A 20,626-nucleotide genomic window follows, 5' to 3' on the forward strand; every position below is an offset into this window, starting at 1 on the left:
GCAGGCGAGGCCCGGAGCGGTCCCGGAAAGGTGTGACATGTCGGCGACGCGTCGAATCGTCTCGGCAGCGATGGTGCCGGCGGTCGTGCTCGGGATGATTCTCGCCACCGAGTTCGCGCCGCCGGCGATGGCGGCGACCTGCAATGCCCCCGAGGCCAATATCGACCCGCCGCCGGGTTCGCCCTCGACCGGAGCCGGTCAGATGCCCAGTGGGCGGCGGCCCCGCGGCACCAATGACCAAGCGCCACTTCCCAAACTGGGACCGCTGATCGCCGCCCTGATCAACCCCAACGGAACCATCAAGCAGCAGGCCGCGGTGGTGCCCCCGGCGCCGTCCCCGGATGGTCAGGTCGCGCCGAACGCCGCCCAACCGGTTCAGCCCGTTCCCAACGCCGGCGCAGATCCAGGCCTGTCGACCGCCGACGCCGCCGGGGCGATCGCGGGTTCGCAGACGTCGCTGGTGGAGTGGATGACCGGGCCCAACAGCCCCAACCAAACCCTGCAACGCTTCGGTATCTCCGGCACCGACCTCGGAATCCCTTGGGACAACGGCGATCCCGCCAACCGCCAAGTCCTCTACGCGTTCGGCGACACCTTCGGCTACTGCCGCATCCAAGGCAAGCAGTGGCGGCAGAACGTGCTGTTCCGCAGTCCGGACAACAACCTGGCCGACGGCATCACGGTGGGCCCTGGAGCCGTCGGCAACAAGTACTCGGGTTCGCCACTGCGCCAAGCGAACTTCTCCAAGCAGATCCTGCCCGCCGTCCGACTGGCACGGCACCAGGAGGGCATGATCCCCACCGCCGCCATCGGGATCGCCGGCAGCCAGTACATGAACTTCATGTCCATCAAGCAGTGGGGCCGCGACGGCGAATGGTCCACCAACTACTCGGCGATCGCGGTCTCCAACGACAACGGCGAAACGTGGGGCGTCTATCCGGGCACCGTGCGTTCGACGTCGCCGGAGAACGTTCCCCGGGCGCGCTTCGTCCCCGGTAACGAGAATTTCCAGATGGGCGCGTTCCTGCGTGGGGGCGATGGCTACCTGTACTCCTACGGAACCCCATCGGGCCGCGGCGGCTCGGCGTACCTGTCGCGGGTGCCCGAGCGCGCCATTCCCGACGTCGCGCAGTACCAGTACTGGAATGGCGACAGCGGATCGTGGGTGCCCAACAACCCGGCTGCGGCCACGCCGGTGATCCCCGGACCAGTGGGCGAGATGTCGGTGCAGTACAACACCTATCTGCGGCAGTATTTGGCGCTGTACGGTAACGGCGGCAATGACGTCGTAGCCCGAACCGCTCCCGCGCCGCAGGGCCCGTGGAGCGCCGAGCAGACGCTGATTCCCACCGGCCAGATTCCCGGCGGCATCTACGCGCCGTACATGCATCCCTGGTCGACGGGCAAAGAGGTGTACTTCACGTTGTCGCTGTGGAACGCCTACGACGTGATGCTGATGCGCACCGTGCTGGGCTGAGGCCCGGCTCAGCTGTCGAGCACCGTCCGCAACGCCGCACCGGTTTCGGCGACAATCCCGGGGGTGTAGGCGGGCATGTTGATGATCACGCCGCCGACTCCGGCATCGAGCACCTTGGTCTTGACCTGCTCGGCGATCGATTCGGTGCTGCCGGCCACCATGCGCTGGCTCATCTCGGCGGGGATCTGATCGGCGGTGACGTTGGGGCCGGCCAGCACGGTGAGCAAGTGGCTGGTCTCGAGGGTGGCCGGATCGCGGCCAATCTCCTCGCAGCTGCGCTGCACCGCGGCCACCTTCGCGGGTAGCTCGTCGAATCCGGCGATGATGTTGAGGTGATCGAAGTGGCGCGCCGCCAATGGGATCGTCTTCTTCTCGCCGCTGCCGCCGATCAGCAGCGGAATGTGGTCGCGGAAGCGGGGTTCGGCCATCGCCTCGCGGGCGCGATACCACTTGCCCTCGAAGGTCGGCCGTTCACCTTTGAGCATCGGCAGGATGATCTGCAGCGCCTCGTCGAGCCGGTTGAACCGGTCGGTGAAGGTGCCGAACTCAAAACCCAGCTGGTCGTGTTCGAGCTCGAACCACCCGGTGCCGATACCCAGAATCGCGCGGCCGGCGCTGACGACATCCAGCGTGGTGATGATCTTGGCCAGCAGGGTCGGGTTGCGGTAGGTGTTGCCGGTGACCAGCGTACCCAGCTGGACGCGTTCGGTGGCGGTGGCCAGCGCGCCGAGGGTCGTGTAGGCCTCGAGCATGGGCTGGTCGGGGGAGCCCAGCATGGGCAGTTGGTAGAAGTGGTCCATCACGAACACCGCGTCGAACCCGGCGGCCTCGGCCTCTTTGGCCTGGGCGATGACGGTGGGGAACAGCTCCGAAACGTCGGTGCCGTAGGAGAAGTTGGGGATCTGGAAGCCAAGGCGAATCGTCACTCGGTTGAGCCTAAGGGGCGTGGGAGCTCATACCCGGCGATTACGCTTCGCGTTAAGCGAAATTCTCGGGGTCTCATCCACATGGGCAAACTGATCTATGGCTTCAACCTGTCGGTGGATGGGTACATCGCCGACGCCCACGGCAACATCGACTGGAGCGAACCGAGCGACGAACTGCAGCAGTACTGGAACAACTTCGAGCGGGAGACCGCGCTGTCGCTCTACGGGCGGCGACTCTACGAACTGATGTCCGCATACTGGCCGACCGCCGACAAGGCCCCGGATGCCACCTCGTTGATCATTGACTTCGCCCGCATCTGGTGCGCGATGCCCGAGGTTATTTTCTCGCACACCCTGGAGTCGGTCGACTGGAACTCCGCCTGGAACGCGGCGACCCGGTCGAGGTGGTGACGAGGCTGAAGGCCGAAACCGACGGCAACCTGGAAGTGGCCAGCGCGCCGCTGGCCGCACCGATCGTGCAGGCGGGACTGGTGGACGAATACCGGATCGTGGTCGCGCCTACCGTCGTGGGCGGTGGCACCCCGTTCTTTCCGACCCTGCCGTCGTGGATCTCGCTGCGACTGTTGGAGAATCGGACCTTTCCCGGTGGCACGGTCCTCCTGCGTTACGAGACAAAACGCAGGTGATCAACGCCAATGACCTCTATTCCGGTTACCGCACCCGTGTTCGCTCACTTGAAGTTGTCCCGGTGAGGAAGCGTGGATCACGAGGAAGCTTGTAAGGCCCACTCTTTCAATGGCGCGGGTGTGCCCGGTGTTCCATTGACTGCTTGTGTCTCAAGGGTCGGCGCTGGGCGATGTAGAAGGCGGTCAAGTACACCAGGGCGAAGCCGCCCGCCGTGAGCGCCGTCGCGACACCGAACTGTACATACTGTCCGCGGGCTACGCGATGACACCAACTAGCGTCTCCGTATCCGGTGCCGATCGCCAACAGTGCAAGAAGCGTGGCCGCCGCGACTGCAGCCCAAGCATCCCCTTTTCCGACGACGAGACCACATACGTTTCCGGCGCTGATTACCGCTATCACCACGAGCATCCACCACATCGTTGCGGCGGTGAGGAGCCCGCTGTAGGAGTCGTGAGTGGAACCGGATCCTTGATTCGCGGAAACGCTTTCAGCGTCGCGCACATCATCAGGGTCGGGGCGTCGGGCACCAACTGTCAGTGAATAGATCTTTCCGCCGATCTTGATATAGGGCGTGGCCACATACCCCATCACCACCATCGCCGCCACGGGCAGAATGCCCAGCGCCGCTGCGCCGTCCCACGTCGGATACGTCGACAGGGCGCCAGACACTCCCGCGACGCAAGCACAAGTCCAGTAGAGGCGCCGCTGGGCACTCCTGCTGATCTTGAGGAATGACAGCATAAATCCGGCAACGAAACACAGGGCCACAACCCAGAAAAGCAAATCGCTCATCACTAACCGCCTAGGCCCAACGTCACCAGCTTCTCCCCGCCAATACCGCCTGCGACCGCACCCAGAAGCCCGACGATCAACGTACCCTCCGGTCCTACCAGCGAGCCCCACGCCGCCCCGGCAGCAAACCCGTCAGCGATTCCACCGAGGCTGCGTCCACCAAGCTTGGCTATCTCTTCGCCTTTCGGCGACCCATGCGCGATGTTGTCGTACGTCAAGAGAGCGTCGAGACCGATGCCGGCGTAGCCAAGCCTTCGGCCGAAAACCTCAAGGGCTTGGGCATCCGCCTTCGACCACACCGGAGTGCCGCCCCAATGCCTGCCGTTTGGCAGCGCCGCGCCATGGGACTCGGCGCCGCCGCCCAATGCGCCGCCCCAGCCGGCGATTCCGGCTGCCGCCTCGTGGATTACCTGCCCGGGCGACTTTCCGCTTTGAATTTCTCCGAGCGCACGCTGGATCCCCGGCGGCGACACGCCTGCCGCGTTCAACTGGTCGGCGAAACCGCGAAGAATCAGTTCCCGGCCCTGGGCCTCAAACCTGTCGAGCATCTCGGTAGCGTGATCCGGTGATAGAGGTGGCCGGTCTGGAAAGGCTTGCCCGGATTCGAAGAAATCCTGAAACTGACGTCTGGCTTGGGCGCGGCTACGCGCGTCGCCTCCGAGAACCGGGTCGGTTGGCAGCGGACCGATGAACTGAGAGTTCCGCAAGTCGTCAAGACGCTCCTGCGCTAGCTGCCGCGCGGTTGGGTCCGCGTCGGGATCATTGGCAATCGCCTGATCACGTTGCCGTGCCGCATCAACGAAATCGGTACTGGCCCGCGGTTGCTCGCCGTTCCCGCCCCCGCCGTCGGCGGCCCCTTCGTCAGGGAATCCGAACTCGTGCAGTCCTGCGGTGGCGGTGGTGAGTTGGCGGGCGATCTCATGTTCGTTGTCGACCAGGCTGGTGGCGCGGGATTTGATGAAGCTGGAGTGGCCTTGGGCGGCTTGTTCACGCTCCGCCTGCTCTGCGGCGGAGCTGTAGTAGGTGTAGGTGTCGGTGACTGAGTAGTCGTCACCGACCCGGAAGTCTTCGCGTTCGGCGGCGTCGACGGCAGACAGCACCAGTCCTTTGTTGGCTACCTGCGCCTCGGCGCCGCGGGTGGCGATCCCGGCGGCGTTGCGCAGCATGTCGGCGGGGTCATGGACTTTCACCACATCGGCGGCGGTGCAGTGTTGGAAGGCTTCGGCGCCGGAGCCGGTCCACGGGGCTCCGCCGGGGCTCACCGAGGCGTCGCGGATTTCGGTGAATGCGGCTTCCCAAGCGTCGGCTAGGGAGGTCCAGGCGGTGGCGTTCGTTTTGAGGTAGTCCCGTTCGCGTCCTCGATCTGCGTCAGCGTCGGGAAAGTCATCGCGGGCTACCTCGGTATCCCGAATCCGCCGGCAGTACCGCCGTCGGCGCCCGATCCGCGCGGGGCCATGGGGGTGATGCCAGCTCCGCCCTGGGGGACTGCGGCCAGGGCGGCGGCGCCGCCGTTGTCCATCGCCTCGTACTCGTGGGCGGCGATTGTGAGCCTGCGCGAGCTCGCCGCCATCCGCCCGCGCATCGCCGCCGAGGCGTTGCTACTGCCGGCATTGATGCTGCCGGCCGCCGCGCCGCTGGCCTGCCAGGCCGACGCGCTCACCGCCGGCACAGGCGGTGCGATCCCATCCGCGAGCGTTCCGCAGCGCCGAGCCAACTCACGCAGACTGGCCGGGGTCACCCGTAGGCCGGGGGAAGTCATGGGGGAACTGTATTAGAGGATCACGGCCAGCGAAATTCCCCACAGTCCAGAGGCAATGCATGACACGATGGCCGGATATTTGACCTGGTGCCCCCGGCAGGATTCGAATTTGCCGGGGCGGTTTGAGCAAACCACCGTTCTGGACTGCAAGGATGTTGCCGCACAACGGCTTTCCGGCCCACCGCGTTCGCTAACCTCGCGCAGTCCACGCGGGTAGTATGTACTCGCATGGGTAACGGATAGGTACGCGCCAGCTACCCCGCTGCTCACCGGCCTAGTCGGCAGGAACAAGGTAAGGAATTGAATGTTTGCCAATCATCGGGGCGGTTTGAATCATGGCCGGTAAATCAGGTCACCGGGCATGGGGTCACATCAAAAAGCAGCGCACGAAGACGCCGAGCTATCAGGCCAGTTTCATCGGCCCTGACCTATGCCGGCACTACGCACCGCACACGTTTTCATCGAAGATGAACGCCGAAGCTTGGCTAGTGCGTGAACGTGACTACCGGGACCGCTGCGCCGGTAGCGGCGAGCAGTGGAAACCGCCAGCGGAACGCGCAACCGAGAAAAAAGCAGAGGTTCTACTGTTCGGCGTCTACGGCAAGCAAGTGATAGATCAGCGCAAGTTGTCGCAACGTACTCGCATTGAGTATGAGGCCAAGTGGGCACAGCTCATCGAACCGACGTTCGGCAAGGTGCCAGTAGCCGATATGAACCCTACGGCGGTACGTGCTTGGTTTTCGTCACTTGACGCAACTAAGGAACGTCGTAACAGCCATGCCTACGGCGTTCTTAACATGATCTGCAATACCGCCGTGAAAGATGGTCTGTTGCAACGCAACCCTTGCATGATCCAAGGCGCGATGAACACCAAGGCAAAAGCCAACGTCAAGATTCCGACGACGACAGAGCTACACGCAATCGCTGACAAGCTCGGCGCTGAACCGAATCACGCGAAGTTCAAAGCTCTGGTTTTGTTGGCCGGTTGGTGCGGACTACGCTACGGCGAGGTATCCGAACTACGCCGGAAAGACTTCGATGCCGGTTGCACGGTCGTTTCGATCACGCGGGCGGTTGGGCACCGAAACGGCGAGTGCATACTTGGGCCGACAAAGACGGGGGAGCGGCGCAAGGTGGAGATTCCGCCGCACATCCAGCAAGACGTGAAAGATCATCTAGCAGAGTATGTTTCGAGCAATCCCGATGATCTGCTGTTCAAACCGTCGCGGGGCGGCTGTCACCTCAATGACCGCGTGTTCAACAAAGACGTGTTCCAAAAGGCAGCGAAAGACGTTGGCCGCGAAGACTTGTCAGCTCATGACTTGCGACGGTTCGCCGGCTCAAAGAACGCGCAAGCTGGCGCAACGCTCACAGAGAACATGCGCCGCCTTGGACACAAGACGGCTAAGGCATCGCTGCTCTATCAGCACGATTACGACGATAGCGGCAAAAAACTAGCTGCTGACCTGTCGGTGCTGGCTTTGGCAGAATTGAACGGCGCGGTGTGAGATCATCGCATCTATGTCGGATGCGGACATTTTGAGAGACCTACGTGAGCAGGTTCTAGACGAGTCAGAATCATTGGTGAGCTTGCTCCGCAAGTGCCTCGCCCTCGGTGCTGTCACAGGCTCAGACGATCTGCGCGCTTGGGCAACGAACGAATTAAAGGGCTACGACGACGATGCGCCGCTACCGACCTACCGGACAATCACCGCTCCGTTGTTCGTTGACACCGTAAGCGGTCGATTCCATTCCAAGAATCAACAAATTAGCCGGATGCAGATTCCGGACGAACTGCTTGGGGGAGTCCCCGAGGCGATTGACTTCAGGCAGCCGATTGAGGAGATAATCCAGACTGCCACAGGCGAAAAAGACTATCAATCAATGGGTTACGGAACATTTGCCCTGGTTGCTGCAAAATGGAGCGCGAAGCTCCCAATGTTCCAAGATATTACGGCGCTCTATTACAAGGTTGCTAGGTCAGCCGTCGCTGGCATCGTCAGCACGGTCAGAACAACGTTGGTCGAAATCGTCATTGATCTGGCGAAAGATGTTCCCCTAGACAGCCTTCCGAGCAAGGCCAAAGTAGATTCGGCGGTACAGGTGCACATCAATTCGAACGACAACAACAGCATCAACGTTGCCGGAGATAATACGGGCGTCATCGGTCAGGGTGCAGGATCGACGCAGATTCAAAACAACACTGTCCCAACGGAATTGACTGACGTCATCATCAAAATGCGGGAAGCGTTGGCAGACATCAACGATCCTGAACAGCGAGCGGATGCCGAGCAAGCAATCGATGATTTTGACGAGGCGGTGTCGGAGAGTGACCCGAAACCCGAGAAGATCAAACGTCGTTCGCGGGCACTTGAACGGGTAACAACGGCCATCGTTGGCGGTGCCCTATCTCAACTGGCGAAAGATGGCGTCGGCCTAGCTTTGGAGCATTTTCACCTACTTGTCTAGCGGCATAGGTAATGGATGGGTAGACCAACGACCAGTCAGCGTACCAACCCAGGTCAACGGTCTAACCCCGGCAGGTTTACCATTTGCGGACCTCGCGCTAGCAGCCTGACCGACCGGGCGGCAGTGCGCGCAGCGCGCCAATCTCCGCGTTGACCGCGTTGGCTGCCCGTATGGCGTCATCGCCGGTCACGTGGTAGCCGTCCCGGTAGTTTCTATCCGGCGGCACCTGGTCACGGCTCTGCGGGCCACGTGGGCGGTCGTAATCGCCATGCGCTCGCGAGCTGCACCCGCTCACGTGCTCGCGACCAGGGCGGGGGCGTTCGGCCTGGTCAGGTACGCCGTAATTAATTTGGTCATATTGACCACCGCCATACAAACCGTCTGAATCATGGCCGCTACCAACGCTATCCGGTCGTTGGTGCGTGATGTCGTCAAAAATTTCTTCATATGGCTTGATCGGTCCAATTTCAACCTGTTCACGCGGTTTCAAGCCAGCACGGTTGAGTGAGTCTTTGATGGCGTCTAGCTGTACAGCCGACGGTCTGTCGTCATCAAAGGCTATCTCTAATTCCTTGCCTATCAACCGATTTGCGGCCATCTCTAGCCGTACTCGCGCCTTGCTAACAACATGACGTGTTGCACCGCCGTGCGTCTTGCAGACCCGACCGCCAGGTATCGCAAAACGTCGGCATCGCTCACCTTTGGCATTTGTTGCTACGCAGCGTCTTTCGGCGTGATTAGCGAGTACCGAATCATAGTATTCGACATTTTCTTTGATCGTAGAATTACCGCGTTCGTCGCGGTTCGGCTTCTTTGGGTAGCCCTCTTTCTTGCGTCGCGCACGTCCATGCCCGTCTACCGGATCAATGACCGCCGGTAAGTTCGCAACAGAATCACGTGCTTTAGCCTCCCCACTACTAATGCCCAAGTGTTCACGAATCTTGGCTAATTCATCCTGTATTTCTTCCTCACTCAAGCCGGCTTCGCGAAGTTTCTTGATCGCCACCGTTCGCCGCCGCTTGTACTCGGCACGCGCTCTTTGCGCGTTCTCACCAACCGTAGATTTTGAATACTCTTCCCACGTACTCATTTCTGTTGCTCCCCAACTACGTTGACTCGCACACTCATTCTATTTACCAACCTTAACCTTGCGGTTCCTGTAACTACCGGGTGCAAAGCACCACGCAGGTACGACAACCTCGATACCGCAACATGTTTCGACTCTACGTACTCCAGCCGGCCAATCAACATCATGGACACAACCGCACCGCGAACAATCAACCGCTAGCGTTCGCCTACCGCTTTCGCTGTACGTCACACTTTGAATACTCACGACGTATACCCGCGCCAAAGCTTGTCCAGATTCATTGCCCGCAATGTCAATTGAAGTCCAGACTTCAATACAACAAACACATAGTCGCCGTAAGAGTTCGATTGTTCCCATGCTAAAGCGATCTCATCACGGTCTACCACAGCATCAGCATTGAATCCGTTATCCGGCGTTCGGATAGAACATTTAATCATGCTCTTGCGTAAAGCCATCTTCTATTACCTTTCTATTCAATCATCGAAAATCAAAAATCCATTTGTACGTTTGTACGCCCCTTAGTAAGAGGGGCGCGTACAAGTAGGCCGTACAACCCCGTACAACCCCGCGTACAACGCGCTGACCTGTGCCGATGGCCGCCGACCACGTGCCGCGTACAAGCGCGTACAAGCTCGCGTACTTTGTACGCGTACAAATCCCGTCGGGCACACAATGATTCGTCATTCGGTACCATCGTCCAAATCCTTGAGCCGTGCATCAATCTCGGCAAGCTCGCGTTGCGCCTTAGTTCTCTTGTCCAGTGCTTGCCGGTTGGGTTTGCGGGCGGTTGGGTAGTCATCAGACTTAAGACGCCATATCTTGCCGCGCTCGGAACCAATGCGTTCATAGGCGCAGCCGTCTTTAACCCATCTGGCGAGCTGGCGAGTAATCTTTTGTCGATTCGCCTCATAGCCAGCGTCTTTCGCTGTCGATTCAAAGACGCCGTATACAATCTCTGCGTCGGTCAAGCCGTCCACGCCAGCGCCTGCCAGCTTCGACACGATCAAATCTCGCCAATCTGCCGCAGCCTTGGACGTTCCGCTAAGCAGCTCGTCGCGGTATTCAAGCGGTCTAATCGGGTTGCCATACGGTGCCTTGAGCTGCGTCAGCTCGCGCAGGGAATCGTAGGAATTATCGGCCCAAATATTGCAGACCGAACCAAGGCCAGCCACCAGGAACCGCGAACCGTAGACATCTGACAAGTTGCGCGGTTTGGAATTCTGTTGCTGCGCTTTGCGGTTGTGATGACAACAACCGAATTCGACACCTTCACCAATCACGCGTTGCATGGCGTCGTTAAAGCCGATACCGGCGTCGTTGTCGTTTGGATTCGACAGCATGTCTTTCACACTGTCAACGATCACCATACCGACGTTGTCGCCACCTAGACGTAACACCCACTGTGCGAACAGTTTTGGATCATCGTCACATTGGAACGGCACAGGACCGGGCCAGAACACAAATCGACGCTTCAAGCCGTCTCGGATGGCAGGATCATTCAAATCGACCATCCGCATAATTGACTCATGGATGTTCGCAGGTCGGTCTAGAGCAAGATAGACGGTCACGCGGTCATCGGGCGCGACAGGGAACCCGAGCACGTCAGGGGCGCGTAATCCGGCCCGTGCCAACGCAATCTGTTGAATGAGTGTTGACTTCCCGGTGCCATCGCTGCCAAACAGCATCAATCCCTGCTCTTTGGCCCAAAGCACATGAGAACCGCTCCCCCAAATCGGCTCGCCCGCTTGACGGGACTCTAGAAACGCCAGGCCATCAAGTGCCTTGTTCTCAGATGATGCCAAAAGGCTTTGCGCTTCGCGCTCTTTGACGATTTGCAGAGCTTGGCGCTCAAGTAGTTTCTTCTCTACCAACTTGCCTAGTTGGTCGTCACGTGACGTTTCGGGTTGCCTGTCAGGTGTAGCCGATTGCCAACGGTCGTAACACGCTTGCTCACTGATTGCTAGAGCGTTGCCGATAGCAGCTTTGGTCATGCGCTCAAAATCTTCGGCCGGAAACCGCTTGCCGCGACGCTTGTACGCTTGCTCACTGGCGGCGCGTACTTTGTCACGCGCAACGGCCCAACCGTAGCGATGTCCTCTAGCCTCACGTGCCGCTACATTGAGCAGAATAAAGGTCGGCGTATGCGTATTGTCGCAATCGTCGCCCAACTTTGCCTGTATCAGGCCATCGATTACGTTGGGTTGCGGGCCATCTGAATACTGTTGCTCGAAATCATCATCCGAACACGCACCACCGCCCTGGTTGATTTTGCGTTCGTAGCGTAGACCGTCATGCCAGGAATCGGGTAACATTGGCAATTTGGCCGGCATATTGAGCTGCTTACCATTTTCGGCGTAGCACTGGACAATTCGACCCGAATGATGCCACGATGGCGGCGCTTGGATATAACGGTGCCACCACTGGATAAGTTCAATCCCGTCAGCGGGGTTAGGTTGACCGATCCAACCGGGTTTGATTCTAAACAGCCGTATACCACTGCCGCTCTCAAAACCTCTAGCAGTGACAACCGGGGCGGGTGGCAGTGGTCCAAATTTGCGCTCAAGTTCGGCGAGTGATTCTAGGCCGACCTTGTTGGCGTAGTTGTCGATATCGATGCCGATTCGATCCTGCGGACATCTAGCTGCAATCGACAAAATGCCCTGTACACCATCGCGTTTCATCTCTGCTATGCGCTCTAGCCACAACGGATATTGATCGGCGGTAGGAAAATCAGCGTCATCGCCGGTGATGCCCGACAACCAGGGAACTTTATAGCTCGGCGATAAATCACCCGAGGGAACGCGGCCCGTAGGGATTGGATGCCAACCGTTCATAGCCAGATGGTCGGCGTAGGACAACCATTTATCTGGTGAAAGCGATTGCGGCACAGCGCGAGTCGCTGCTACAGTGGTCATTGGTCAACCTCAAATCCTCAGCGGGTCAGGCCATAGCGATACCGGCGAGACGGCCATCCCTCGCCGGTATTCGCGTCTTCAGGTAGCAACGTGGGTCGAATAGATCGATGCGGCAACAGGTTTGGTCAGCGAGAAATCAAGGCATTCTGGCGTATCATCTAGACCGTTGCACCAAACAAGGCAATCAACACAAGCCTTGTATAGGCAGACGTATTCGCCGTAAACAACTTTGATGGCGTGTTCTGCCTTGCCTGCAAAGATTGTCCGGTCATGAACCGCGCCAACGCCGCAGCGGTTGTGTCTGGCAAGGTATTTGGCAGCAAGCTTTTCGTTTGTGTATTCTGACATATCAAAAGCGACTCGTGGGTCAAAGCCTAGTAGGACACACGGCCCGGTAACGCCGGTCAGTGGTCCATCATTGCGCAGATGCCAGCGGTATTCGTCTACAGTCTTAGCCGCCAATCGGCGTAGGTCATGGTTGCGCGTTTGAGCCAGCTGGTCGATTTGATCGGCCAGGCGGTCTATCTGGTCATAATCCAAGATGGCCGGTTGCCCTGATTGGGAAGCAACTTGCTCTAGCCGTTGGTGCAGCTCGCGGTTGTCGTCAAAACCTGCGAACGGGTCATAATCGGTCACAGTGACTCAATCCATGCGTCTAGGTCAGAGCGACGCCAGTAGGCTTTACCGTCAGTCTTTTTCATATCTACGGGACTCAAGCCTTTTTCCCGTAGGCGCAAGATTCCGTGTCGTGACGTTCGTTTACCTTTGTCAGTCAAATATTTTGCCGCTTCATCACGGTCTAGCAGTATTTTCGTGTCAGGTATCAAAGTAGGTGATGTGACCCTAGACATGCTTAAAACCTCACTTTTTCAAGGGTTTACGGCCTAATTAACTGTTCAGCAAGAGAATGGTTCGGCCTTGATCGGGCCGAATTGCGACGGCCCACCATAAGGGTATGTCGAATTGTGCTGGCGTGCAACGGGTTATCGGCGCGTTGCTGCCTATTCGCTCTTGACCGGCTCGCCATCGGCGGGCACACTGGGAATACGGGCAGCGTAGCCAGCCGTCGTAAGTCTCCCCGAGGTCAACGCACCGCAGGCGCGAGTGTGAACCGCCGTCGCTCAAGGGTTTTGGGTTTTGTCCTACCTTTTCCCTAAAACTCTTGAGCATATGACGGATTTCATACACAAACGCGGAAGGCTTGAAAATGATGAGTGATCAACAACATTGGCCGGCGATTTTGCCCTATGGCGCCGAGGGCGGTATTGCGGCTGAATCTGATGCTTTGGTCAATGTAACGGCAGACGGCGTTGCCCTTTACGTTTTGTGGTCAGAGGTACAAGAGGCGCTATCGGTTTGGAACGCCGAAAGATCGGCAATTGGTCAGTTGTTGTCGCGTTTGACTATCAATGCTGCTGATGCGGTTCCGCAAGCAATGCAGGATGAAAGCTTTGATCGGGCAAGCGAATTCGGTGAGCCTGAAGGTATCCGCTCGCCAGGCACTGCCCTTTTGCTCGGCAACACTTTGGAAGACTACGACAAAGCGGGCCGTTTTAGCTGGCGCTTCCTACGTGACTCGACAGCCGAGCAGGTCCGCGCAGTCACCAACTACGCGCTGGCAGCCGATAATAAGCTGACCAACGGTTTGATTCTAAAAAGGTTGTTCGACCCGGCAATCGAACACAATGAGTTCAACCACAATTGCTATGGATTGTGGACGGGCACTGATGGTTTGACGCCGCCGCCGCACTTGGGCAGAGTTTTCGAGTCCAACCACACGCACTACCTTGTGAGCGGCAATGATTCGATTGACCCCGGTGACCTTGAAAGCGCCATCGAACACGTAACCGAGCACGGTTATGGTGTTGAGGCAACGTCTCGATTGCTGGCTTTCATGCCGCCCGCCCTGGCGGATACCGTCGCCTGCTTTCGGGCAGGAATTGAGACGAATTCGGTTGTTGCACATCATGATTACATTCCCAGCGCAGGCGCACCGGCCTATTTGCAACCCGATAATATCGTGGGTGAGGTTGCACCAAAGGAAATCAACGGATTGAAGATTGACGGGTCATACGGCCCGCTGTGGATCGTTCGCAGTCAATATATCCCGTCGGGCTACTTTGCCGTTGTCGCCACCGATGGCGCTAACAGTGACAACAACGTGGTAAGCGTGCGTCAGCACGTCAATACGGCCTATCAGGGTTTGCGTTCGATTCCTGGCAAGACTCCCGGCTACCCGATCCAAGAATCTTTTTGGGCCAGGGCTATCGGCGTCGGCACGCGGCACCGTGGCGCAGCGTGTGTCATGCAGATCAAAGCCAGCGGCAATTACGCCACGCCAACTATCGCTATCTAAAGCCAGCGGTGCGGAAAAGTACGCGAAGTACGTTCGTAGACAAGAGGATTCAAAAATGATATCTGGTGATGGCAAAGTTGGCATCGGCTACGTGTCAGGTGATGAGATCGGCGTAGCGTTTGAACGCTCAAAACAAGCAAGCGAATTCGGTTTGCCTGAAACCTATTGCGATCCAACGGATTACCACGGCAAAACGCCGGCCAGTGAGAAAATTATCGGGTTATGACGGTTCGCTATCCGGCAGACATTGATAATCTTACGCACGGTTGGCGCTGGTATCGTGTGCAAGGTGGCAAGTTGTTGTCGCCGTTGTCGCCGTACCCTCTAGAGCTGGCCCGTAACGGAGTTCTAGAAAATGCCTACTTTGTACCCGGCATCAATGAGATTCGATCCATGCTTGCCTACATCAAGGATCGCGGTTGGTATGAACCCGCTATCAGTTTCGGCGCAGTAATCGGGCCGTTTGTTCGTGACCCTGACATGCCGCGTATCGGTTCGATGATTTGCGCGAGCTACACCGCGGAAAGAGTCTACGCGAGAAACGCTGTGGTCGAACAACTTTCAAGCAACTACGATGTACCCGTTAGCGCGGGTTTCGACTTTTGAGCAGCTTTCGATACCACGGCGGTGCCATGTACTTTTTCCATTCTTCCGGCGTGATGCCGGTAAAAATGAATTCACGATCTTCCGGCGAGAGATCAGGAAAGTTGTCCTGAACTAAGCCTGGTATCAACCGCTTTCGGAACCTATCAATCAATTCAGGGTCAGCATCGATTTCTCGCGTGTGCTCTTGCATCGTAATGATTGACCGAACGGTTATGAGTGCCATTCTGTACCGGTCATGACCTGTAGCGCGCCGCGTAGGCGGCAAATGCCTTGCGGGCCTTGGCGACTGCGGGCGCGTCGGTGCGCGGGTAGGCAGCGGCGACCTCGGCCAAACAGTCCTGAATGTTGTTTCCCAGCACTGTCATTGGAGATGGTCGAAGACCAAGCTCCACAGCATCTTTCAAGGCAGCTTCAAAAATTTTCTTCTCATCAGCAATCGTATAAGTTTTTGGTTTAATACGAGAGGTCATTTCAGTCCGTTTCTAGCTGTAGTTTGTCCTACTTCCATTCTACCGGGGTCAACGGTTCAACCTGGTCTGTTGAATCGGCGAACCGTTCTCTAGAGAACGCCAGCGCGGTCGCGGCCAGGGCAATGACACCGGGCGGGCATGTTCGCCGCTCTGCGGGGCGTACAGGCGGGTCTACGGCTATCCCAGCGGGTCACGCCCAGACCAGCGGGCGGTGTGTTGAGCGCGGTTGGGCGATTCAATCTGGCAGATTGAACGGATGACTACCTGCGCCTGCGGATTGATCGATGCTGATACTTGGGCCGCGATAGCCCAGTGGGTGACTGTGGTCATCGCTGGCGGTGCGGCATGGTTCGCATACCGCCAAGTTGGCGAAGCTCGCAAGACACGCGAAGAGGTGGCGCAACCCAACGTCGTCATTTTCGCAGACTTCAACCGAGTCAAGCCGCAGTTTGTTGACTTGGTAATCAAAAACTTTGGACAAACGCCGGCCTACGACATCATTCCCGACGTCGAACCGCTAGAGCGTACATCTGAAACTGGTGCAAGCGAGGGAATCGGCACGGTGTACCTGCCTTCGAAAATCGTTGTGCTTGCACCCGGTCAGGAATGGCGCACTGTATGGGATTCCGTCGTTAGCCGGTCAGAATACGAGTTCGTTCGTAATCTTTTACCGCAGGTAGGGTTACGTGAGCTAAAGGACACCGCGATCGGATCAGGGCAAGTCACCTACAAGGACAGCAACGGCAAGGCGTTCAAGAATCCGGTTCGTTTGGATTTCAGCATGTTTCACAACGCGATCCGCATTAAAGAATGATATGGGCGGTTACTCTGCCGGTGCTTGAACCTTGCCGTCACAGCCGCCAGGCGGTGCAGGCGGTGGCGTAGGGCTACCGTCGTCAATGACGCACGTGTAACTGATCGGCGCAAAGTTACCGGCGGTGAAAACCTGATGCCAGTACGAACCGTCAGGGTATCTTTCGCCATCGCAGTACCCGAACACAAAACCACCGTTACCGCCGGGGCAGTTCTGCACATTGACGTTGGGTACGTGCGGGTCAAACGGCGACGGCGCAGGGTCAGCGTGTGCAGTAGGCGCAAACGCGAAGGCACACAACAACATTGAGCTAGCTAGTAGGCGCATCATGTAATCCTATCTTTTTGAGGTAGTTCAGGAAAGACTGAATCTCCGCCGGTGCCAGGTAGACGCTGTTCGTTTTCTCTAGGCCGTTGTGTGCGTAAAGTTCAACCTGGTAACCGTCATGCGTGACGTACAGGCCGTCACCTAGATACGTTGGCGTAGTCATTCTGTCGCCACCTTGTCTAGATATGCCTCAATTTCTGCGGCGTCAACTTTTACCAAGCGACCGACCTTGTAGCCCTTGAGCTTTCCGTCAGCGATGAACTGTCGGATTGTGTTGGGCGAGACGTTCAGGCGTTCGGCTGCCTTGGTTGTCGAGATTAGTTGCCGTCTAGGCATCGTATCTATCCCTCTGTTGCGGTTGACAATTGAATAGCCAACGCACTTACGAGGGATGACCTTTACCTCTGGCATTTTGTTCGTGACTTGAATACTTGCGAACAGTATTCGGCGCTCACGTAGGGCCGAATGTCGCGGGCTAAGCGACATCACCGATATTACCGATCTGCGCGAGACATTACCGGCCAGTGTGACCTACGCCACTTGAGTAATTTCTAGTCAATTGCGCTAACTGCGCGAACCGCCAGGGCGGTGGTGTGGGGCCGTGTCCAGCAAACAGTTTCGGCCCTGACCACGGCCAACCGGATAGGTAGCGCATAGGTAGGCCGATTTTGCCGACCGCGGTAGCAAGCTTGAAAAACCGCTCCGACCTGGTACGGAGGTCATTCTAGCTAAAGTGCCCCCGGCAGGATTCGAACCTGCGGCCTTCTGCTCCGGAGGCAGACGCTCTATCCCCTGAGCTACGGGGGCGCACGTACCACGGGCGCCATGTGGGCTTTGACAGACTAACGCATCGCGACGTATGCCAAAGAACCGGACGGATTCGGGTCCTGACCACGGAAGACCCTAGGATGGGGCACCGTGACCCCCGCCGATCTGGCCGAATTGCTCAAGACCACCGCCGCCGCGGTGCTGGCCGAGCACGACCTGGACCCCGCCGCACTGCCCGCGGCGGTCACCGTCGAGCGGCCCCGAAACCCCGAGCACGGCGACTACGCCACCAACCTGGCCCTTCAGCTGGGCAAGAAGGTCGGCGTCAACCCCCGCGAGCTGGCCGGCTGGCTGGCCGCCGCGCTGGCCGAGGCCGACGGGATCGCCTCGGCCGAGACCGCGGGCCCCGGCTTCGTCAACATCCGCCTGGACGCCTCGGCGCAAGGCACCATCGTGGCCAACATCGTGGACACCGGTGCAAACTACGGCCACTCCCACGAGTTCGACGGGCTCAACGTCAACCTGGAGTTCGTCTCGGCCAACCCCACCGGCCCCATCCATATCGGCGGCACCCGTTGGGCTGCCGTCGGTGACGCCTTGGGCCGGTTGCTGTCCACCCAGGGCGCCGCGGTCACCCGCGAGTACTACTTCAACGACCACGGCGCCCAGATCGACCGGTTCGCCAACTCGTTGATCGCCGCCGCCAAGGGCGAGCCGGCCCCCGAGGACGGCTACGCCGGGGCCTACATCACCGACATCGCGGCACAGATCCAGGCGAAGGTTCCCGACGCCCTGAACGGCCCCGACGCGCAGGAGACGTTCCGCTCGATCGGTGTGGACCTGATGTTCACCCACATCAAAGAGTCGCTGCACGAGTTCGGCACCGACTTCGACGTCTACACCCACGAAGACTCGATGCACACCTCCGGCCGCGTCGAGCAGGCCATCGAGCGGCTGCGCGCCAACGGCAACATCTACGAAAAGGACGGCGCCACCTGGCTGCGCACCAGCGCCTACGGCGATGACAAGGACCGTGTCGTGATCAAGAGCGACGGCAAGCCCGCCTACATCGCCGGCGACCTGGCCTACTACCTGGACAAGCGCGAGCGCGGCTTCAACCTGTGCATCTACATGCTCGGCGCCGACCACCACGGCTACATCGCCCGGCTCAAGGCCGCCGCCGCCGCCTTCGGCGACGACCCGGCAGGAGTCGAGGTGCTGATCGGCCAGATGGTCAACCTGGTGCGCGACGGTCAGCCGGTCAAGATGAGCAAGCGCGCCGGCACCGTGATCACCCTCGACGACCTGGTCGAGGCCATCGGCGTGGACGCCGCCCGCTATAGTCTGATCCGCTCCTCGGTGGACAGCCCGATCGACATCGACCTGGCGCTGTGGTCCTCGGCCAGTAACGAAAACCCGGTCTACTACGTGCAATACGCCCACGCCCGACTCTCGGCGCTGGCCCGCAACGCCGCCGAACTCGGCATGACCGCCGACACCGCCAACCTCGGGCTGCTCAGCCATGAGAAAGAGGGCGCGCTGATCCGCAGCCTGGGCGAGTTCCCCCGGGTGCTCAAAACCGCTGCGGCACTGAGGGAACCGCACCGGGTCTGCCGGTATCTGGAAGACCTCGCCGGTGACTACCACCGGTTCTACGACAGCTGCCGGGTGCTGCCGCAGGGCGACGAGCAGCCGAGCGATCTGCACACCGCGCGGTTGGCGTTGTGTCAGGCCGCCCGCCAGGTCGTCGCCAACGGCCTGGGCATCCTGGGCGTGAGCGCACCGGAGCGGATGTGAACGTCCACCCCGCCGGGCCACGCCACGCCGAGGAGATCCACCACGACGGTCTGCCGCCGAGGCCGCAAACCCCGCAGCAGCTGCTGGAACTGGCGCCGAATGTGTGGCCGCGCAACGCTGTTCGCGGCGACGACGGCCAAGTGAGCATCGCCGGAGTGAAGGTCACCGACCTAGCCGAGCAGTACGGCACCCCGCTGTTCGTCATCGACGAGGACGACTTCCGTAGCCGCTGCCGCGAGATCGCCGAGGCGTTCGGCGGCGGCGACAACGTGCACTACGCCGCCAAGGCCTTCCTGTGCAGTGAGATCGCTCGCTGGATCGACCAGGAGGGCCTGAGCTTGGATGTGGCGACCGGGGGCGAGTTGGCCGTCGCCCTGCACGCCGGCTTCCCCGCCCAGCGGATCACGTTGCACGGCAACAACAAATCGGTCGCCGAACTCACAACCGCGGTCAAGGCCGGTGTGGGCCACATCGTGCTCGACTCGCTGATCGAGATCGAACGCCTTGAAGCGGTGGCGGCTGAGGCCGGTGTCACCCAAGATGTGCTGGTTCGGGTCACCGTCGGCGTGGAGGCCCACACCCACGAATTCATCTCCACCGCACACGAAGATCAGAAGTTCGGCCTGTCGCTGGCCAGCGGTGCGGCGATGGAGGCCATCAGAAAGGTCTTCGCCACCGGGCACCTGCGGCTGGTCGGCCTGCACAGCCACATCGGGTCGCAGATCTTCGACGTGGCCGGCTTCGAGCTGGCCGCCCACCGGGTCATCGGCCTGCTGCGTGAGGTGGTCACCGAGTTCGGCGTCGACAAGACCGCCCAGCTGTCGGTCATCGACCTGGGCGGGGGACTGGGCATTTCCTATCTGCCGCAGGACGACCCGCCGCCGATGGCCGAATTGGCCGCCAAACTCACCGCGATCGTGCGCGAGGAGTCGGCCGCGGTGGGTCTGCCCACCCCGCGGCTGGTCGTCGAGCCCGGCCGCGCCATCGCCGGGCCGGGCACGGTCACGCTCTATGAGGTCGGCACCGTCAAGGACGTCGACGTCAGCGCCACCGCGCATCGCCGCTACGTCAGCGTCGACGGCGGCATGAGCGACAACATCCGCCCCGCGCTCTATGACGCGCACTACGACGCGCGGTTGGTTTCGCGGACCGGAAACGCCGGCCCGGTACCGGCGCGCATCGTCGGCAAGCACTGCGAGACCGGCGACATCATCGTCCGCGACACCTGGGTACCCGAAGACCTGGTTCCCGGTGATCTGATCGCCGTGGCCGCCACCGGCGCCTACTGCTACTCGATGTCGAGCCGCTACAACCTGCTCACCCGTCCCGCGGTGGTGGCGGTGCGCGACGGGAAGGCTCGCCTTATGCTGCGCCGGGAAACCGTCGATGACCTGATCAGCCTGGAGGTGAGGTAA

At 59.7% G+C, this 20,626-nt stretch carries 20 protein-coding genes, 1 tRNA gene and 1 pseudogene; 10 read left to right on the top strand and 12 right to left on the bottom strand.

The features are described from left to right. Positions 1 to 37 precede the first annotated feature (37 nt). Positions 38 to 1,477, top strand: a complete 1,440-nt coding sequence (locus A5771_RS03050) for a DUF4185 domain-containing protein (protein WP_064853729.1) — start codon at positions 38 to 40, stop codon at positions 1,475 to 1,477. 8 nt (positions 1,478 to 1,485) lie between these two features. On the opposite strand, the gene A5771_RS03055 is transcribed toward A5771_RS03050, so the two are convergent. Then, positions 1,486 to 2,403, bottom strand: a complete 918-nt coding sequence (locus tag A5771_RS03055) for an LLM class F420-dependent oxidoreductase (RefSeq protein WP_064853730.1) — start codon at positions 2,401 to 2,403, stop codon at positions 1,486 to 1,488. 81 nt (positions 2,404 to 2,484) lie between these two features. On the opposite strand from A5771_RS03055, the pseudogene A5771_RS03060 reads away from it, so the two are divergent. After that, positions 2,485 to 3,050 (top strand): annotated as a pseudogene (locus A5771_RS03060) (dihydrofolate reductase family protein). Positions 3,051 to 3,156: 106 nt separating this feature from the next. On the opposite strand, the gene A5771_RS03065 reads toward A5771_RS03060, so the two are convergent. The 3 genes from A5771_RS03065 to A5771_RS03075 form a co-directional block, all read right to left on the bottom strand. After that, the gene (locus A5771_RS03065; protein ID WP_131808880.1) at positions 3,157 to 3,843 is read right to left on the bottom strand and encodes a hypothetical protein; all 687 of its coding nucleotides are present in this window, start codon (positions 3,841 to 3,843) and stop codon (positions 3,157 to 3,159) included. A gap of 2 nt (positions 3,844 to 3,845) precedes the next feature. Then, positions 3,846 to 5,105, bottom strand: coding sequence for a hypothetical protein (locus A5771_RS03070; RefSeq protein WP_064853731.1), 1,260 nt, complete (start codon positions 5,103 to 5,105; stop codon positions 3,846 to 3,848). Between the two features lie 131 nt (positions 5,106 to 5,236). Beyond that, positions 5,237 to 5,602, bottom strand: a complete 366-nt coding sequence (locus A5771_RS03075) for a type VII secretion target (RefSeq protein ID WP_082947023.1) — start codon at positions 5,600 to 5,602, stop codon at positions 5,237 to 5,239. Between the two features lie 335 nt (positions 5,603 to 5,937). On the opposite strand from A5771_RS03075, the gene A5771_RS03080 reads away from it, so the two are divergent. Both A5771_RS03080 and A5771_RS03085 read left to right on the top strand, forming a co-directional pair. Beyond that, positions 5,938 to 7,110 (top strand): tyrosine-type recombinase/integrase, encoded by a 1,173-nt coding sequence (locus A5771_RS03080; RefSeq protein WP_064853733.1) that lies wholly within the window; start codon positions 5,938 to 5,940, stop codon positions 7,108 to 7,110. Between the two features lie 13 nt (positions 7,111 to 7,123). Continuing rightward, complete coding sequence (locus A5771_RS03085; RefSeq protein WP_064853734.1) at positions 7,124 to 8,071, top strand: hypothetical protein; 948 nt, start codon at positions 7,124 to 7,126, stop codon at positions 8,069 to 8,071. 97 nt (positions 8,072 to 8,168) lie between these two features. Here the strand turns inward: A5771_RS03085 and A5771_RS22940 are convergent, their stop codons facing one another. From A5771_RS22940 to A5771_RS22950, 4 genes are all read right to left on the bottom strand, one after another. Next, entirely contained in the window at positions 8,169 to 9,161 is a 993-nt protein-coding gene (locus tag A5771_RS22940; protein ID WP_131808881.1) for a hypothetical protein, read from the bottom strand. A gap of 239 nt (positions 9,162 to 9,400) precedes the next feature. Further along, positions 9,401 to 9,613, bottom strand: a complete 213-nt coding sequence (locus tag A5771_RS22945; RefSeq protein WP_131808882.1) for a hypothetical protein — start codon at positions 9,611 to 9,613, stop codon at positions 9,401 to 9,403. A gap of 225 nt (positions 9,614 to 9,838) precedes the next feature. After that, on the bottom strand, positions 9,839 to 12,073 hold the full coding sequence (locus A5771_RS21600) for an AAA family ATPase (RefSeq protein ID WP_082947024.1): 2,235 nt from the start codon (positions 12,071 to 12,073) through the stop codon (positions 9,839 to 9,841). 78 nt (positions 12,074 to 12,151) lie between these two features. After that, positions 12,152 to 12,709, bottom strand: coding sequence for a hypothetical protein (locus A5771_RS22950; RefSeq protein WP_131808883.1), 558 nt, complete (start codon positions 12,707 to 12,709; stop codon positions 12,152 to 12,154). Positions 12,710 to 13,280: 571 nt separating this feature from the next. Here A5771_RS22950 and A5771_RS03100 point away from each other — a divergent pair. The 3 genes from A5771_RS03100 to A5771_RS22955 are packed head-to-tail and all read left to right on the top strand — an operon-like array spanning position 13,281 to position 15,035. Further along, positions 13,281 to 14,429: a hypothetical protein gene (locus A5771_RS03100; RefSeq protein WP_082947025.1), complete on the top strand. Its 1,149-nt coding sequence runs from the start codon at positions 13,281 to 13,283 to the stop codon at positions 14,427 to 14,429. 55 nt (positions 14,430 to 14,484) lie between these two features. After that, complete coding sequence (locus tag A5771_RS23235) at positions 14,485 to 14,655, top strand: hypothetical protein (protein WP_165606096.1); 171 nt, start codon at positions 14,485 to 14,487, stop codon at positions 14,653 to 14,655. After that, positions 14,652 to 15,035 carry a hypothetical protein gene (locus A5771_RS22955; RefSeq protein WP_131808884.1) on the top strand — a complete coding sequence of 128 codons (384 nt, stop codon included), beginning with the start codon at positions 14,652 to 14,654 and terminating at the stop codon, positions 15,033 to 15,035. Before A5771_RS23235 ends, A5771_RS22955 begins: the two co-directional genes overlap by 4 nt. Here A5771_RS22955 and A5771_RS23240 read toward each other — a convergent pair. Beyond that, a complete protein-coding gene (locus A5771_RS23240) occupies positions 15,013 to 15,225 on the bottom strand; it encodes a hypothetical protein (protein WP_131809379.1) in 213 nt (70 codons plus the stop codon). The two genes, A5771_RS22955 and A5771_RS23240, sit on opposite strands and share 23 nt — an antisense overlap. A gap of 43 nt (positions 15,226 to 15,268) precedes the next feature. Then, entirely contained in the window at positions 15,269 to 15,505 is a 237-nt protein-coding gene (locus A5771_RS22960) for a hypothetical protein (RefSeq protein WP_131808885.1), read from the bottom strand. A 226-nt stretch (positions 15,506 to 15,731) separates the two neighbouring features. Between A5771_RS22960 and A5771_RS22965 the strand changes: the two genes are divergently transcribed. Then, a complete protein-coding gene (locus A5771_RS22965) occupies positions 15,732 to 16,319 on the top strand; it encodes a hypothetical protein (RefSeq protein WP_131808886.1) in 588 nt (195 codons plus the stop codon). 486 nt (positions 16,320 to 16,805) lie between these two features. On the opposite strand, the gene A5771_RS24515 is transcribed toward A5771_RS22965, so the two are convergent. Together A5771_RS24515 and A5771_RS03115 are read right to left on the bottom strand one after the other, a co-directional pair. Beyond that, a complete protein-coding gene (locus tag A5771_RS24515; protein WP_342707851.1) occupies positions 16,806 to 17,132 on the bottom strand; it encodes a helix-turn-helix domain-containing protein in 327 nt (108 codons plus the stop codon). A gap of 248 nt (positions 17,133 to 17,380) precedes the next feature. Further along, positions 17,381 to 17,453: transfer RNA gene (locus tag A5771_RS03115), tRNA-Arg, on the bottom strand. Between the two features lie 111 nt (positions 17,454 to 17,564). Here A5771_RS03115 and argS point away from each other — a divergent pair. After that, positions 17,565 to 19,211, top strand: coding sequence for an arginine--tRNA ligase (argS, locus tag A5771_RS03120; RefSeq protein WP_064853738.1), 1,647 nt, complete (start codon positions 17,565 to 17,567; stop codon positions 19,209 to 19,211). Then, the gene (gene lysA, locus A5771_RS03125; protein WP_064853739.1) at positions 19,208 to 20,626 is read left to right on the top strand and encodes a diaminopimelate decarboxylase; all 1,419 of its coding nucleotides are present in this window, start codon (positions 19,208 to 19,210) and stop codon (positions 20,624 to 20,626) included. Before argS ends, lysA begins: the two co-directional genes overlap by 4 nt.

Origin of the sequence: Mycolicibacter sinensis (assembly GCF_001667375.1) — a bacterium.
Taxonomy (GTDB): domain Bacteria; phylum Actinomycetota; class Actinomycetes; order Mycobacteriales; family Mycobacteriaceae; genus Mycobacterium; species Mycobacterium sinense_A.

What these genes read in the sequence shown, in the direction of transcription:
- A5771_RS03050 (WP_064853729.1), top strand. Translation starts at nt 38, where the DNA reads ATGTCGGCGACGCGTCGAATCGTCTCGGCAGCGATGGTGCCGGCGGTC.
- A5771_RS03065 (WP_131808880.1), bottom strand. Translation starts at nt 3,843, where the DNA reads ATGAGCGATTTGCTTTTCTGGGTTGTGGCCCTGTGTTTCGTTGCCGGA.
- A5771_RS03075 (WP_082947023.1), bottom strand. Translation starts at nt 5,602, where the DNA reads ATGACTTCCCCCGGCCTACGGGTGACCCCGGCCAGTCTGCGTGAGTTG.
- A5771_RS03080 (WP_064853733.1), top strand. Translation starts at nt 5,938, where the DNA reads ATGGCCGGTAAATCAGGTCACCGGGCATGGGGTCACATCAAAAAGCAG.
- A5771_RS03085 (WP_064853734.1), top strand. Translation starts at nt 7,124, where the DNA reads ATGTCGGATGCGGACATTTTGAGAGACCTACGTGAGCAGGTTCTAGAC.
- A5771_RS22940 (WP_131808881.1), bottom strand. Translation starts at nt 9,161, where the DNA reads ATGAGTACGTGGGAAGAGTATTCAAAATCTACGGTTGGTGAGAACGCG.
- A5771_RS22945 (WP_131808882.1), bottom strand. Translation starts at nt 9,613, where the DNA reads ATGGCTTTACGCAAGAGCATGATTAAATGTTCTATCCGAACGCCGGAT.
- A5771_RS21600 (WP_082947024.1), bottom strand. Translation starts at nt 12,073, where the DNA reads ATGACCACTGTAGCAGCGACTCGCGCTGTGCCGCAATCGCTTTCACCA.
- A5771_RS03100 (WP_082947025.1), top strand. Translation starts at nt 13,281, where the DNA reads ATGATGAGTGATCAACAACATTGGCCGGCGATTTTGCCCTATGGCGCC.
- A5771_RS23235 (WP_165606096.1), top strand. Translation starts at nt 14,485, where the DNA reads ATGATATCTGGTGATGGCAAAGTTGGCATCGGCTACGTGTCAGGTGAT.
- A5771_RS22955 (WP_131808884.1), top strand. Translation starts at nt 14,652, where the DNA reads ATGACGGTTCGCTATCCGGCAGACATTGATAATCTTACGCACGGTTGG.
- A5771_RS23240 (WP_131809379.1), bottom strand. Translation starts at nt 15,225, where the DNA reads ATGCAAGAGCACACGCGAGAAATCGATGCTGACCCTGAATTGATTGAT.
- A5771_RS22960 (WP_131808885.1), bottom strand. Translation starts at nt 15,505, where the DNA reads ATGACCTCTCGTATTAAACCAAAAACTTATACGATTGCTGATGAGAAG.
- A5771_RS24515 (WP_342707851.1), bottom strand. Translation starts at nt 17,132, where the DNA reads ATGTCGCTTAGCCCGCGACATTCGGCCCTACGTGAGCGCCGAATACTG.